Origin of the sequence: Ancylobacter sp. TS-1 (assembly GCF_009223885.1) — a bacterium.
Taxonomy (GTDB): domain Bacteria; phylum Pseudomonadota; class Alphaproteobacteria; order Rhizobiales; family Xanthobacteraceae; genus Ancylobacter.
The window spans coordinates 1,551,148-1,566,690 of sequence record NZ_CP045144.1; the positions used below are offsets into that span (position 1 = coordinate 1,551,148).

General features: G+C 70.2%; 10 protein-coding genes. 1 reads left to right on the forward strand and 9 read right to left on the reverse strand.

Annotated features, from left to right (window positions below; genetic code table 11):
- Window positions 1–38: 38 nt before the first annotated feature.
- Both modA and GBB76_RS07490 read right to left on the reverse strand, forming a co-directional pair.
- Window positions 39–836, reverse strand: a complete 798-nt coding sequence (gene modA, locus GBB76_RS07485) for a molybdate ABC transporter substrate-binding protein (RefSeq protein WP_152302725.1) — start codon at window positions 834–836, stop codon at window positions 39–41.
- Between the two features lie 239 nt (window positions 837–1,075).
- Window positions 1,076–1,315, reverse strand: a complete 240-nt coding sequence (locus GBB76_RS07490) for a hypothetical protein (protein WP_152302726.1) — start codon at window positions 1,313–1,315, stop codon at window positions 1,076–1,078.
- A 223-nt stretch (window positions 1,316–1,538) separates the two neighbouring features.
- Between GBB76_RS07490 and GBB76_RS07495 the strand changes: the two genes are divergently transcribed.
- Window positions 1,539–1,784, forward strand: a complete 246-nt coding sequence (locus GBB76_RS07495; protein WP_152302727.1) for a hypothetical protein — start codon at window positions 1,539–1,541, stop codon at window positions 1,782–1,784.
- Between the two features lie 6 nt (window positions 1,785–1,790).
- On the opposite strand, the gene glgX is transcribed toward GBB76_RS07495, so the two are convergent.
- The 7 genes from glgX to GBB76_RS07530 form a co-directional block, all read right to left on the reverse strand.
- Window positions 1,791–5,912 (reverse strand): glycogen debranching protein GlgX, encoded by a 4,122-nt coding sequence (glgX, locus tag GBB76_RS07500; protein WP_371717112.1) that lies wholly within the window; start codon window positions 5,910–5,912, stop codon window positions 1,791–1,793.
- Between the two features lie 35 nt (window positions 5,913–5,947).
- Window positions 5,948–7,405, reverse strand: a complete 1,458-nt coding sequence (gene glgA / locus GBB76_RS07505; RefSeq protein ID WP_152302729.1) for a glycogen synthase GlgA — start codon at window positions 7,403–7,405, stop codon at window positions 5,948–5,950.
- Window positions 7,406–7,536: 131 nt separating this feature from the next.
- On the reverse strand, window positions 7,537–8,805 hold the full coding sequence (glgC, locus tag GBB76_RS07510; protein WP_152302730.1) for a glucose-1-phosphate adenylyltransferase: 1,269 nt from the start codon (window positions 8,803–8,805) through the stop codon (window positions 7,537–7,539).
- Window positions 8,806–8,828: 23 nt separating this feature from the next.
- On the reverse strand, window positions 8,829–11,063 hold the full coding sequence (gene glgB / locus GBB76_RS07515; protein WP_152302731.1) for a 1,4-alpha-glucan branching protein GlgB: 2,235 nt from the start codon (window positions 11,061–11,063) through the stop codon (window positions 8,829–8,831).
- Window positions 11,064–11,221: 158 nt separating this feature from the next.
- Entirely contained in the window at window positions 11,222–13,726 is a 2,505-nt protein-coding gene (locus GBB76_RS07520; RefSeq protein ID WP_152302732.1) for a glycogen/starch/alpha-glucan phosphorylase, read from the reverse strand.
- An 88-nt stretch (window positions 13,727–13,814) separates the two neighbouring features.
- Window positions 13,815–14,192, reverse strand: a complete 378-nt coding sequence (locus GBB76_RS07525; protein WP_152302733.1) for a DUF423 domain-containing protein — start codon at window positions 14,190–14,192, stop codon at window positions 13,815–13,817.
- A 3-nt stretch (window positions 14,193–14,195) separates the two neighbouring features.
- Window positions 14,196–15,518, reverse strand: coding sequence for a cobyrinate a,c-diamide synthase (locus GBB76_RS07530; RefSeq protein WP_152302734.1), 1,323 nt, complete (start codon window positions 15,516–15,518; stop codon window positions 14,196–14,198).
- Window positions 15,519–15,543 lie beyond the last annotated feature (25 nt).

A 15,543-nucleotide genomic window follows, 5' to 3' on the forward strand; every position in this document is an offset into this window, starting at 1 on the left:
ACACGGCTCGATCCGCTTGCCCTCTCAAGAGGAGGACGTCACTTCACCACGAAGCCGTATTTGGCGTACACCGCCTTCGCCTCCGGGCTGGTGAGGAAGGCGAAGAACGCCCGCGTCGCCGGATTGTCCTGCCCCTTCACGATCTCGAACGGATACTCGACCGGCGGGTGGCTGTCGGACGGGAAGGTGGCGATGACCTTCACGTTCCTGGCGATGGCGGCGTCGGTGGAATAGACGATGCCGGCGGCGGCCTCGCCGCGCTCGACCAGCGCCAGCGCGGCGCGCACGCTCTCGGTGCCGACGATGCGCGCCTTCACCTTGTCCCACTGGCCGAGGCTGGTCAGCGCCGCCTTGGCATAGATGCCGATCGGCACGCTGTCGGTGAGGCCGGTAGCGATCCTGCCGTCAGCGCCGAGGAAGGCGAGCCAGTCGAACGACCCGTCGATGGTCACGTCCCTCGCCCTGTCGGCGGGGGCGATCAGCACGAGGCTGTTGCCGATGGGGGTGACACGGGTGGCCTTGAGGGTCAGGTCCCTGCCCTCGGCATAGTCCATCCATTTGTTGTCGGCCGAGGCGAAGATGGCGGCGGGGGCGCCGGCCTCAAGCTGCTTGGCGAGTGACGAGGAGGCGGCGAAGGAGAAGGTCACGTCCTTGCCGGTCTTCTCCTTGTAGAGCTTGCCGATGTCCTGGAAGGCGTTGGTCAGGCTGGCGGCGGCGAAGACGGTCGGCACGGTCTCCTGCGCGCGCAGGCCGGCCGGCGCGAGCAAGACGCCGACGAGGCCGGCGAAGGCGAGCAACGCCGAGGCGCGGCGCAGGAAAAGACGGCGAGACGACATGGCGTGGCTCCCTGTTCCGTATATCCGCCGATATACATGTATTTCTCCATATACATGATTGATCGCGGGATACCAGCACCCATCCGGCGGTCGCGAAGGGGCATGCGGACGCACGGCGGCGGCCCGCGCAAGGGCGCACGAGGCGGTCGGCGGAGGGAAAAGCGAGCGATCACGGCCCGGGGGCCGCGCGTCGCGAAGCGGCCGCGCGGGCGGCCGGGCCGTTCAGGGCGCGGGCGTCGTCAGTCGATCATGCCGGTATGGCGCGCCGTGGCGGCGGCGACCTGCTCGGCCACGCCGACAAGGTCCCAGGCGGGGATCACACAATCCCGGCCGAAGGTGATCTGCGGCCCACGGCTCACCACGCGGCGGCCGTCGCCATCGTCCACCAGCGCGAACTCATAGATGTGGTGGGCCACACGGTGCATCACGCGCACGGTGGAAGGCGAGAGCGTAACAACGTCGAAATCGGCGTGCGGCATGTTCGGTCCCTCCCTGTCCGGCCCGACATTGCGGGCAGCGTGGCCGCGTTCGCGGCTCGCTCCTTGTCCCGGCAGGCGAGCCATGCCGGGCATGTCGGAACTTTCGTCTAATCGTCACGTTGGGACAATCGAAATCTGCGTGCGGAAGCGATTTCGGGAGCGGCACGCGCCGGCCGGCCCGGCATCATCCGCTCGCGGCCCACCGCCCGCCGGAGACGCGCCCATGAGCCGCAACACCCTGCTGATCCTCGCCGCCGTCGTCCTCCTCCTGGCGGCCTATGCCGCCGTCCAGTATTCGGGGCGGATGACGCCACAGCCGACCGAGAACCCGACGCCGCCGGCCGCGACGACGCCCGCCGTGCCTCCGGCGGCCGATCCGGTCACGCCGCCGCCCCCGGCGCCGGACACGATGACGACCCCGCCGCCGGCCGTGCCGGCGCCGAATGCCCCCGCGCCGACGACACCCTGACCGGGTTCAGCCGCCGCCGCGCTCGCGCGTCATCGCCGCGAGCGCGGCGCGGGCGCGGGCGCTTTCCATCACCTCCCGCAGCGGGCGGGCGAGCCGGCGCCGCCAGTTCGGCCGCTCGCGGTCGGTGCCCGGCAAATTGACCGCCACGCTCTCGCCGGCAAGGTCGTCGAGTTGGGCAAAGGCGAGCATGGAAGGGGTGCGCGCGACATAGCCGTGCACGGCGGCGAGAAAGTCGTCGTCGAGCGGCGCATCGGCGGCCGGCACCTGCGCGATGAGCCCCTCCCTCAGCAGCGCCTGCGCGAGATGCTCGCGCTCGCGGGCGCGGCCCTCCAGCGCCGCCGCATGGCTCGCCTCATCCTCGAGGCCGAGTGCGCGGCGCTCGTCGAGGTCCACCGCCGCCCACCAGCCGGCCAGCGTCGGCAAGTCGTGCGTCGACACACACGCCGCCGCCAAAGCCGGATAATCGGCCGGCGGAATGAAGTCCTCGCCGTTCCGCTCGAACCACAGCACCCGGTAGGACAGCATGCGCTCGTCGTTGAGCTGGTCGCGCATGCCGAACGGCACGGTGCCGAGATCCTCGCCCACCACGAGGCATTTCGCTCGCTCGCTCTCCAGCGCCACCTGCCCGGCGAGGTCCTCGAAGGGCATGGCGAGATAGGTGCCCTCCGCCCCGCTGGCCCCGTGCGGGATGAGGAACAGCCGGCGCAGCCCCATTACATGGTCGATCCGGAGCGCCCCGGCATGGCGCATATTGGCGCGCACGAGGCCGGCATAGCGCTCATAGCCGTCGCGGGTCAGCGCCAGCGGGTCGAAGGGCGGCAGGTTCCAGTTCTGCCCTTCCGGTCCCAGCGGATCGGGCGGCGCGCCGATGGTGACGCCCGGCATCAGCATGGAGGCCTCCGACCACGCCTCCGCCCCATCCGGCGTGGTGCCGACCGCGAGGTCCCGGTAGAAGCCGAGCGACAGCCCCGCCGCGCGCGCCTTCGCGGCAGCGGCGGCGAACTGGCGGTCGGCAACCCATTGCTGCCAGAGCGCGAAGCGCACCGCCCCGGCATTCTCGCGCCCGAAGCTCTCGGACGCCGGCCCGTCCGCCTCGGCGAGCCCGCCCGGCCAGTCGCGCCAGCTTGTGCCCGGATGCGCGGCGGCTATCGCCTGATGCAGCGCGAAGCGGGCCAGCGTCTGCCCGCCCTCCGTGACGAAGCGGTCGAAATCGGGGTCCGGCGCCTTCTGGAACGCCGCGAAGGCGCCTTTCAGCGCCGCCTCCTTGGCCGCCCACACTGCGCTGTAGTCGACGCTCGCCTCGCCCGCGACCGCCGCGAAGCCGGCGAGGTCCATGCCCAGCGCGGCAATGTCGATATAGATCGGATCGAGGAAGCGCCGGTCGGACGGCGAATAGGGGCTCGCCCGCTCGCGCTCGTGCGGAAACAGCGCGTGCAGCGGGTTGAGGCCCAGCACCTCCATGCCGGCGCCGGCCGCCAGCGCGGCGAGGTCGCCCAGCGCCGTGAAGTCGCCGATGCCCTGGTCGTCCTGCGCGCGCCGCAGCGTGTAGAGATGCGTGCCGATGCCGGCGATCCGCCCGCCGTCCGCGAGGCTCGCCGGCAGGTAGCAGGCGCGCGGCGCCACGGTCAGCCGGCATTCGGCCGCGCCGAGCACCAGACGGTGCCGACCGACCGGTAGTTCCGGCAGTTCGATGGTGCGGATCGTGGCCAGCCGTCCGTCCGGCCGCTCGACGGTGTCGCGGCGCCCGTCCTCCGGGCGCACCGGAAATTCGAGACTGCCGCCGTCCTCGAGGCGGATGGCGAGGTCGAGCCGGCGCGGCGCGTCGGCCGCCGCTCCCGCCAGCGTCAGCAGGCGCGGCGCGCCGGTCCGCAGCACGCGTGCCGGCGGCAGGTCGGCCCCGAAACGCTGCTCGGACAGCAGCGCCAGGCTATCGCGCACCTCCCCGTCGGTACCGGCCGGCAGCCGCAGCGCCGCCAGCAGGGCGCGCTTGGTATCGTCGCCGACCTCCTGATGCGTGCCGGTGACGTCCCACCATTCCGCGTCGATGCCCGCCCCGGCGGCAAGCCGCTGCAGGAGCTGAGGATCGCCGCTTCCGCGCGATCCGCCCGCGACGGGTTCCTCGACCGCGATCCGCACGGAGCGCGCGGCGAGCGCGTCCTGCCCCTCGCGCGTAATCCCGTCCGGCTGCGCGGTGTCGAGCGCCGTGCGCCAGACGAAGCCCTCGCGGGGGAGCGGCAGCACCAGTTGCCGGGCCTCGCCCGAAGCGTTGAGCGCCACCGCCACGCGGTCGGCGCCCTGCCCGTCGCCGGCGGGCGAGTAGAACACCGCGACCAGCGTGCGCGTGCCGGGCCCGTCCCAGTCGACCGGCCCGCCCTCAGGGCTGCGCCATTCCACATCGGCAAGGCCGCTGGCATCAGGCGGACGCCCGGTCAGCGGCGCCTCCCCCCGCAGGGCGGGATGGTCGAGCCGCAGCTTCACCAGCCGGGCGGTGAAGGCGGCGAGATCCTCGTCCAGCTTCGACCAGTCGAGCCAGGTCAGTTCGTTGTCCTGTGCATAGGCGTTGTTGTTGCCGGCCTGCGAGCGGCCGCACTCGTCGCCCATGGTGAGCATCGGCGTGCCGCGCGACGCCAGCAGCGTCGCCAGCAGCGCCCGCATGTCGCCCCGCCGCGCGGCGTTGATGGCGGGATCCTCGGTCCAGCCCTCGACGCCGTGGTTCCAACTGCCGTTATTGTCGGTGCCGTCGCGGTTCTGCTCGCCATTCGCCTCGTTGTGCTTGTGCTCGAAAGCGACGAGGTCGGCGAGCGTGAAGCCGTCATGGGCGGTGACGAAGTTGATCCCGCGCGACAGCGGCCGGTGCCGCCGTGCGAAGATGTCGGCCGAGCCGGAAAGCCGGGTCGCCAGCTCGCCCACCGGCCCGTCGCCGCGCCAGAAATGCCGGGCCGTGTCGCGGAAGCGGTCGTTCCATTCGCCCCAGCCGGGCGGGAACTGGCCGACCTGATAGCCGCCCGGCCCGATGTCCCACGGCTCGGCGATCAGCGCGAGATCGCGCAGCAGGGGGTCCTGCTGGAGCGCGGCGAGGAAGGGCGCATCGGGATCGAAACCGTCCACTCGCCGCCCCAGCGTGGCGGCGAGATCGAAGCGGAAGCCGTCGAGCCCGCAGGCCGCCCAGCGCCGCAGCGCGTCCATGCCGAGCCGCAGCGCCGGCGCCCGCTCCAGCGCCAGCGTGTTGCCGGTGCCGGCATCGTTGAGCAGGCGCGCGGGATCGTCCTTGGCGTGCCGGTAATAGGTCGCGTTGTCGAGGCCGCGCAGGCTCACCGTCGGGCCGAATTCGTCGCTCTCGCCGGTATGGTTCAGCACGACATCGAGCACCACCGCGATGCCGGCGCCGTGCAGCGCGGCGATGGCGCGCGTGACCTCCTCGAAGCCGCCCGGGGCGAGGCGCGGATCGGGCGCGCCGAACACCAGCGGGTTGTAGCCCCAGTAATTGGTCAGCCCGAGCGGCGGCAAATGCCGCTCGTCGATCCACGCCATGGCCGGCATCAGCTCGACCGTGGTGACGCCGAGCCGCACCAGATGGTCGAGCGCGGCCGGCTCGGCCAGCGCCGCGAAGGTGCCGCGCATCTCGGCCGGAAGGGCCTCGTTCAGCTTCGTGAAGCCGCGCACATGCAGCTCGTAGAACACCTGCGCATCCCAGCGGAACGGCGGCGACGGCGCGCGCTCCACCAGCCCTACCCCGGGAGCGGCGGACGCGGGCACGATGGCCTTCGGCACGGCGGCGGCGCTGTCGGTCTCGTCGCGCGCGGCACCGCGGGCGCGGGCGTCGAACATTGACGGATCGAGCCGGAACGGCCGGTCGAGCCGGCTGGCATAGGGATCGACCAGCAGCTTGTAGGGATTGAAGCGGTGCCCCTGCTCCGGCGCCCACGGCCCCACCGCGCGCAGCCCGTAGCGCGCGCCCGCCGGCACGCCGGCGACATGGCCGTGGAAAATGTCACCGGTGCGTTCCGGCAGGGCGATGCGGGCGATCTCGACCTCGCCCGCCGCGTCGAACAGGCAGAACTCAATCCGCTCGGCATGGGCCGAGAACACCGCCACATTGACGCCGGAGGCGTCGGCGGTGACGCCCATCGGCTCGGGACGTCCGGACGCGACGGAATAGGAACTCACGCGCCGCGCTCCGCCGCGAGCTGGCGGAACAGCGCGTCATACTGGCCGGCGGCGCGCTGCCACGAGACGTCCGTGCTCATGGCGTTGCGCTGGAGCTTCTTCCACAGCGCCTTGTCCTGCCACAGCCCGGCGACGCGCTTGAGCGCGAGTTGCAGCGCCGGCGCGGTCACGGGAGAGAACTGCACGCCGGTTCCCACCCCCGTCGTGCGGGCCATCTCGTTGACATCGATCACCGTGTCGGCGAGGCCGCCGACACGCGCCACCAGCGGCAGCGCGCCATAGCGCAGCGCGGAAAGCTGGGTGAGCCCGCAGGGCTCGAAGCGCGAGGGCACGATCAGCACGTCGGAGCCGGCCTGAAGCCGGTGCGCCACCGCCTCGTCATAGCCGAGGCGCACGCCGATGCGGCCGGGATGCGCCTGCGCCGCCCCGGCGAAGCGCCCGGCAAGATCGGCATCGCCCGAGCCGAGCAGCACGAGTTGCGCGCCGAGCCCGAGCAGCGTGCCGAGGCTGTCGGCCAGCAGGTCCAGCCCCTTCTGCCAGGACAGCCGGCTGACCACGCCGAACAGCAGCGCGTCCGGGTCCGGATCGAGGCCGAAGGCCGCCTTCAAGGCCACCTTGTTGGCCGCGCGTCCCTTCATCGCCTTGGCGTCGAAGCGCGCCGCGATCAGCGGGTCGGTGGCCGGGTTCCACGCCTCGTCGTCGAGCCCGTTGAGGATGCCCGAGAGCACGTGGCTGCGCATGTTGAGCAGGCCGTCGAGCCCCATGCCGCCGTCCGGCAGCAGGATCTCCCCGGCATAGCCCGGCGAGACGGTGGTGATGCGGTCGGCAAGCTGCAGGCCGGCCTTGAGGTAGCCGACCATGCCGTAATACTCGATGCCGTCGATCGCGAAGGCATGCGGCGGCAGGCCGAGCAGCGCCGCCACCGGTGCCGGGAACTGGCCCTGGAAGGCGATGTTGTGGATCGTCATCACCGTGCCCGGCCGCCGCGTGCCGGAATAGTGCAGATAGGCCGGGGCAAGACCCGCCTGCCAGTCATGGGCGTGCACGATGTCCGGCACGAAGCCCGGCACCAGCCCGAGGCCGAGACCCGACGCCACTACGCCGAGCGCGGCGAAGCGCTGGGCATTGTCGGGCCAGTCGACGCCGTTCGGCCCGACATAGGGGCCGCCGGGCCGGTCATAGAGATGGGGCGCGTCGACGACGAAGAGGTCGAGCCCGCCGGCCCGGCCCGCCAGCAGCCGCGCCGGCCCGCCGAAGAGCTGGTCGAAGCGGTGGACCGGCTCGCCCGACTCCAGCGCCGCCATGACGGAGGGATAGCCGGGGATCAGCGTGCGCAGCATGACGCCGTGCGGCGCCAGCGCCGCCGACAGCGCGCCGGCCACATCGGCCAGGCCGCCGGTCTTCACCAGCGGAAAAACTTCCGAAACGACCGAAAGAACCTTCAAGGATGACACGCCCCGATCCCGCGCACTGAATTCCCGGCTGCATATTCCGCGCCAGCCTGCCGCTGCCGCGCCCCGCGCCGTCCTGCACCATTAGGCCCGCTCCCCGTCACCCGGATGACTTGTCCGGGCGCGGGGCCGCATCAGCTCGACAGCCGGTCGATCATCGACTGGGTGATGAGGCAGATGCCCTTCTCGGTCCGGCGGAAACGTGAGGCGTCGAGGACCGGATCCTCGCCGACCACCAGCCCCTCGGGAATGCGCACATGCGAGTCGATCACCACGTTCTTCAGCCGCGCCGACCGCCCGACCTCGACATAGGGCAGAATCACCCCGTTCTCGATCGAGCCGTAGGAATTGATCCGCACGCCGGTGAACAGCAGCGCCCGGCGCAGCGACGAGCCGGAGATGATGCAGCCGCCCGACACCAGCGAGGAAATCGCCTGTCCGCGCCGGCCCTCGTCGTCATGCACGAACTTCGCCGGCGGCGTGATCTCGGCATAGGTCCAGATCGGCCAGTCGCGGTCGTAGAGGTCGAGTTCTGGCACCACGCCGGTCAGGTCGATATTGGCTTCCCAATAGGCATCGACCGTGCCGACGTCGCGCCAGTAGGGCGCGGTCTCCATGTCCGAGCGCACGCAGGAGCGCGCGAAATGGTGCGCCGAGGCTTTGCCGTGCTTGACGATGTAGGGGATGATGTCCTTGCCGAAATCATGCGTCGACAGCGGATCGGCGGCGTCGCGGCGCAGCTGGTCGATGAGGAACTTGGTCTCGAAGACATAGATGCCCATCGAGGCCAGCGCCTTGTCCGGCTTGCCCGGCATCGGCGGCGGGTCCTTCGGCTTTTCGAGGAAGGAGATGATGCGGTCCTTGGCGTCGACATGCATGACGCCGAAGGCGCTCGCCTCCCCGCGCGGGACTTCGAGGCAGCCGACCGTGACGTCCGCGCCCTGGTCGACATGCTGCTGGAGCATGATCTCGTAGTCCTGCTTGTAGATGTGGTCGCCGGCCAGGATGATGATGTGCCGGGTGTCATAGGCCTCGATGATGTCGAGGTTCTGGAACACGGCATCGGCCGTGCCGAGATACCACATGGTCTCGGAGACGCGCTGGCTCGCCGGCAGCACGTCGAAGCTCTCATTGCGCTCGTGCCGCAGGAAGTTCCAGCCGCGCTGCATGTGCCGGATCAGGCTGTGGGCCTGATACTGGGTGGCGACGCCGATGCGGCGGATGCCCGAATTAATGGCATTGGACAGCGCGAAGTCGATGATGCGCGACTTGCCGCCGAAATAGACGGCCGGCTTGGCGCGGCGATCCGTCAGCTCCATGAGACGACTGCCCCGGCCACCGGCAAGGACATAGGCCATGGCCGAACGGGCCAGAGGAGCATGCTGAAGCGTCGGCCGTGCCATGAAGCGTCGTCTCCCTGAAGTCTCTATTGCCGGTCGCCGGTCGCGCCCTGCGGCGCGGCCTCTTCCGGTTCCCATATGAAGTAGAGTGTGGCGAGCGGCGGCAAGACCACGCGCGCGCTGGCCGGCAGCCCGTGCGCGGGGTCGGCATGGGCCGTCACCGCGCCGAGATTGCCGAGGCCGGAGCCGCCATAGCCTGCCGCGTCGGTATTGAGGATCTCGCGCCACCTGCCGGCCTGCGGCAGGCCGAGCCGGTAGTCGGTGCGCGGCACCGGGGTGAGGTTGGCGACCATCGCCACCGGCGGGTCGCCCTCCGCCCCGAACCGGAGCCAGGCGAACACCGACTGGTCCTTGTCGTCGACCACGATCCAGCGGAAGCCTTCCGGCTCGCAGTCGCGGGCGTGCAGAGCGATCACGTCGCGGTAGAGGAAATTGAGGTCGCGCACCAGCATCTGCATGCCGCGATGGTGCGGGCCCTGGTCGGTCAGGTGCCAGTCGAGCGAGCGTTCCTCGCTCCATTCGCGGCGCTGGGCGAATTCCTGGCCCATGAACAGCAGCTTTTTGCCGGGATAGGCCCACATCAGCCCGTAATAGGCGCGCTGGGTGGCGAAGCGCTGCCAGTCGTCGCCCGGCATGCGGCCGAAGATCGTGCCCTTACCGTGCACCACCTCGTCATGGGAGAGCGGCAGCACGAAGTTTTCCGAAAAGGCGTAGGTGATGCCGAAGGTGATCTTGTCGTGGTGCCAGGGACGGTAGACGGCGCCGGTCGACATGTAGTCGAGCGTGTCGTGCATCCAGCCCATGTTCCACTTGAAGCCGAAGCCGAGGCCGCCGGCATAGACCGGCTGCGAGACGCCGGCCCAGGAGGTCGATTCCTCGGCGATCACCACGGTGCCGGGATGCTCGGCATAGATGGCCTCGTTGGCCCGGCGCAGGAAGGCGACGGCGTCCTTGTTGTCGTTGGAGCCGTCGGGGTTGGGCGACCATTCCCCTTGCCGGCGCGAATAGTCGAGATAGAGCATCGAGGCCACCGCATCGACGCGCAGACCGTCGATGTGGAAACGGTCGAGCCAGTACAGCGCGTTGGCGATCAGCATATTGGCGACTTCGCGCCGGCCGAAGTCGTAGATCGCCGTATTCCAGTCGGGGTGGAAGCCGCGCCGGGGGTCGGGATGCTCGTAGAGCGTCGAGCCGTCGAAATGGGCGAGGCCGTGAATGTCGGTCGGGAAATGCGCCGGCACCCAGTCGAGGATCACCGACAGCCCCGCCTGATGCGCGCGGTCGACGAAGCGGGCAAAGCCGGCCGGGTCGCCGAAGCGGCTGGTCGGCGCGAACAGGCCGATCGGCTGGTAGCCCCAGGAAGCGTCGAGCGGGTGCTCGGAGATGGGCAGCAGCTCGATATGGGTGAAGCCCATCCAGGCGGCATAGGAGACGAGCTGGTCGGCCAGTTCGTCATAGGTCAGGAAGCGGCCCCACTCGCCGCGCCGCCAGGAGCCCAGATGCACCTCGTAGACGCTCATCGGCTTGCGGCGCGCCTCGCCCTGCGCGCGGGCGGCGATATGGGCCTCGTCGTGCCACTCGAACGTGTCGGTGCGCGCCACCACCGAGCCGGTGGCGGGGCGGAACTCGCCGCGGAAGCCGAACGGGTCGGCCTTCAGCGGCAGCAGGCGGCCGTCGGCGGCGGCGATCTCGTATTTGTAGATGGTGCCTTCGCCGACGCCGGGGGCGAAAAGCTCCCACAGCCCGCTGTCGACGCGCTTGCGCATCTGGTGGCGGCGCCCGTCCCAAGTGTTGAAGTCGCCGACCACCGAGACGCGCGAGGCGTTCGGCGCCCACACCGCGAAGCGCACGCCCGCCACGCCCTCATGCTCGCAGGGATGCGCGCCGAGCCGCTCATAAAGCAGGCGATGGGTTCCCTCGACGAGCAGATAGTCGTCGATCGGGCCGAGCACGGGCCCGAAGGAATAGGGATCGTCGAGCTCCCATTCGCCGCCGTCATTGCGCGCCCGCAGGCGGTAGCGCGCCCAGGCGGGACGGCCGGGCACCAGCGCCTCGAAGAATCCGGCGTCGTGGCGGCGGGACAGCGCGGCGATTCGCGTGCCGTCGGGCTCGATGGCCTCCAGCGTGCCGGCATGGGGAACGAAGGCGCGGATGACGAGGCCGTCGGCGCTCTCATGCGGGCCCAGCAGGCCGAACGGATCGTTGTGGCGGCCCCCAACGAGTGCGTCGACCTCCCGGTCGGGCGCCTGCCACGCGAACATCACTGCCAACCTCTCCCGACCCGGACGACCGGGATCAAGACCCGGGGAGAGTGAAGGTTCCTCTACCGGCAAGACAAAGTCCACATTCACGGCCACTTAATCGTGGCGAAAGCCGGAAAGGACGGGCCATGCGGCGGCTGCCGCATGGCCCGTCGGGGTCAGCGGATGGGGCGCACCGGCACGTTCCAGATGTCGGTGGCGTATTCGGTGATGGTCCGGTCGGAGGAGAACCAGCCCATATTGGCGGTGTTGAGGGCGCTGGAGGTCCACCAGGCGGCGCGGTCGTTCCAGCGGGCGTCGACGGCGCGCTGGGCGTCCCAGTAGGCGTCGAAGTCCGGCGTCACCAGGAAGAAATCGTGGTGGCGCAGCGCGTCGACCAGCGGCTTGAAGCGGTCCGGCTCGTCCGGCGAGAACACGCCCGAGCCGACGGCGTCCAGCACCTCGCCGAGATGCGCCGAATTGCGAATCGCCCCGGCCTCGTCGATGCCGTTGCGGCGACGCTCCTCGACCTCCTCGGCGGTCAGGCCGAAGATGAAGATGTTGTCGTCGCCGACATGGTCCTTGATCTCGACATTGGCGCCGTCGAGCGTGCCGATGGTGAGCGCGCCGTTGAGCGCCATCTTCATGTTGCCGGTGCCCGAGGCTTCCATGCCGGCAGTGGAGATCTGCTCCGACAGGTCGGCCGCCGGGATGATGACCTCGGCCAGCGAGACGTTGTAGTTGGGCAGGAACACCACCTTGAGCAGGTCGCGCACGGTCGGGTCGTCGTTCACCACCTTGGCGACGTCGTTGGCCAGCTTGATGATCAGCTTGGCCATCTGGTAGCTCGCCGCCGCCTTGCCGGAGAAGATCTTGACGCGCGGCGCCCAGTTCTTGGCCGGATTGGCGCGCATCGCGTCATAGAGCGCGATGGTCTCCAGCACGTTGAGAAGCTGGCGCTTGTACTCGTGGATGCGCTTGATCTGCACGTCGAACAGCGCGCCCGGATTGACCTTGATGTCGAGCCGGTCGCGGATCAGGCGGGCCAGCGCCACCTTGTTCTGGCGGCGCGCCGCCGCGAGGCGGTCGTGCAGCGACGAATCGGAGGCGAGCGCGGCGAGCTTGGTGAGTTGGCTGGCGTCGTCCAGCACGGCCGGGCCGCACACGTCGATCAGCAGGTTGGTGAGCGCCGGATTGGACTGGTAGAGCCAGCGGCGGAAGGTGATGCCGTTGGTCTTGTTGTTCATCCGCTCGGGGAACAGCCGGTAGAAATCCTTGAAGACCGTGGTGGTCATCAGGTCGCTGTGCAGCCCCGCGACGCCGTTGATCGAGTGCGAGCCGAGGAAGGCGAGGTTGCCCATGCGCACGCGCCGGCCGTGATCTTCCTGGATCAGCGACACGGAGGAGAGCAGCGCGTCGTCGCCGGGGAACTCGGTGCGCACCCGCTCCAGATGCTTGGCGTTCAGCTGGTAGATGATCTGCATGTGGCGCGGCAGCACGCGCTCCATCAGCGGCACCGGCCAGGTCTCCAGCGCCTCGGGCAGGAGCGTGTGGTTGGTGTAGGAGATGGTGCGGGTGGTGATGTCGAACGCCTCGTCCCACTCGATGTCGTTCTCGTCGAGCAGCACGCGCATCAGTTCGGCCACCGCGATCGCGGGGTGGGTGTCGTTGAGCTGGATCGACACCTTGTCGGGCAGCGAGCGGATGTCGCCGAAGCTGTCGATGTGGCGGCGGATAAGGTCGTGCAGCGAGGCGGCGGTGAAGAAGTATTCCTGCCGCAGGCGCAGTTCCTGTCCGGCCGGGGTGGCGTCGGACGGGTAGAGCACCTTGGAGATCGCCTCGGCCTTCACCTGGTTGGCCAGCGCGCCGACATGGTCGCCCTGGTTGAAGGCGTCGAGCCGCAGCGGGTCGACCGCGCGCGCCGACCACAGGCGCAGCGTGTTCACATGGCGGCCGCGCCAGCCGACGATGGGCGTGTCATAGGCGACCGCTTCCACCGTCTCGGCCGGGTGCCAGACCTGCTTCTTGCGGTCGCCGCCGGTGGAGATCGCCTCGACCGAGCCGCCGAAGCCGATGTCGTAGAGCACTTCGGGGCGCTCGAATTCCCACGGATTGCCGAAGGACAGCCAGTCCTCGGGATATTCCATCTGCCAGCCATTCTTGATGCGCTGGCGGAACAGGCCGTGGTCGTAGCGGATGCCGTAGCCATAGGCGGCGATGGAGAGCGTCGCCATGCTTTCCATGAAGCAGGCCGCCAGACGGCCGAGGCCGCCATTGCCGAGCGCCGCGTCCGGCTCGACCTGACGCAGCCGGTCGAGATCGACGCCGAGATCGCCGAGCGCCGCCCGCACCGTGTCCAGCAGCTCAAGATTGGTGAGCGCGTCGAACAGCAGGCGGCCGATCAGGAATTCCAGCGAGAGGTAGTAAACCCGCTTGCGGCCTTCCGAATAGGTCTGCCGGGTGGACGTCACCCAGCGGTCGACAATGCGGTCGCGGGTGGCGAAGGCCGTGGCCAGGAACCAGTCGCGATCGCTCGCCGCCGCCGGATTCTTGCCCACCGCATAGGTGAGCTTGGCGATCACGGCGGCGCGGAACTTGGCGACATCGTCGCCCGCCGCGGCAGGTGTGGCGCGGGCGGCGGTCTCCGGCTTGTCCAGCATCTTATCTTCGACCTCGACTGACATGTGCAGCTAGTGCTCCCGTTGCGGCCGCCAGCCCGGACGGGACGGGCGACGACGACTCATCCTGCTTGATGCAACCTTTTGGCCAACTTCAGCCGACACGGGCTCTCCGCTCGAAAGCCGCCAGTCCCAGGACCAGCCACCCGAGGATCAGCATAGTCCCGCCGGTCGGCGCGGCCATAGGAAAAATCACGATGCCCCAAAGGGCTCGCGCCGCCAGTGCACCTGAAAACAGCACCGTTCCCAGTGCGATCACCGCCGCCCCCGAGGTAGCCAGAGACCATTCCGCCCCCCGCGCGGCGGCAAACGCAACCGCGCCGATCACCGCCGGCGCGCCGAACATGAGGAAATAGGCGGCGGTGAGGAGGTTCGGATCGGGGTTCATGTGCGCCCCCGCCGCTGCCGCCGCCACGCCCGACGCTCCCATCAGCCCGGCCAGAAGGACGAGAAAGCGGCGAAAGGCGTTCATGGCTCACTCCAGTGGTTGGTCGACCGCGATGACGTGGAAGAAAGTCCCCGACACCGGCCCGCGTCGGCTGCCGGCAGGCCCCAGAGACTTACCCTGCCCGTCGCTCAGTTCGACCAGCGGCGCATCGTCGCCGCGATGTGTGACGCTGGCATAATGGAACTCATGTCCGCGCAACCGCGTTCCCGCCGGCCCCACCGGCGAGGCGGTGAGCGTCACCGCGCGGCGGTAGCCGAGATTGAGCCGGCGCCGGGCGAAGCTGGTGGCGTGGCCGAGCAGGCCGAGCATGCGGTGGGAGGTGCCCTCGGCGTCCTCGATCGCCTCGCCCAGCACCATGAAGCCTCCGCACTCGCCATGCACCGGCCGCGTCCGCGCGAATTCGCGCACGCCGTCGAGGAAGCGCCCCGCCTGGGCGAGGGTGCCGCCGTGCAGCTCGGGATAGCCGCCCGGCAGCCAGCACACATCCGCCGTGTCGGCAGGCGCCTCGTCGGCGAGCGGCGAGAAGGGCAGGATTTCCGCCCCCGCCCGCCGCCAGCCGGCGAGCAGATGCTCGTAGGCGAAGGAGAAGGCGACGTCGCGCGCCAGCGCGATGCGCTGGCCGGGCGGAGGCAGCGCCACCGGCGCCGGCCCGCCGACGCGGATCGGCGCCGCCAGCGCGACCAGCGCGTCGAGGTCGATATGCGCCCGCGCCCGCGCCGCCAGCTCGTCGAGCGCCGCCGCGAGGGCGGGATGCTCGGCCGCCTGCACGAGGCCGAGATGGCGCTCCGGCAGGCTTGTCGCCCCGTCACGCGGCAGGCTGCCCAATATCTGGATACCCAGCGCCGCGATCGCCTCGCTCGCCTGCGCCCGGTGGCGCTCGCTCGCCACCTTGTTGAGGATCACCCCGGCGATGCGCACCGCCGGGTCGTGGGTGGCGAAGCCGCGCACCACGGCGGCGGCCGATTGCGACTGACCGGAAATGTCGAGCACCAGCACCACCGGCAGGTCGAGCCGGGCGGCGAGATCCGCCGCCGCGCCGCTGCGCCCCGCCTCGCCGCCGATGCCGTCGAACAGGCCCATCGACGCCTCGACGACCACGAGGTCGGCCTCGCGCGCGGCCTCGCCGGCCAGCGCGTCGACCAGCGCCGGGCTCATGGCGAAGCTGTCGAGATTGAGGCCCGGCTGCCCGGTCGCGGCGGCATGGAAGGCCGGGTCGATATAGTCCGGCCCGGACTTGACCGCCCGCACTCGCACGCCGCGCGCCGCCAGCGCCGCCGCCACGCCGAGCGTCACCGTGGTCTTTCCCGAGCCCGAACGCGGCGCCGCGATGATGAATCCACGCGCGGTCATGCGGCGTTTCCGGCGATGAGGTCGC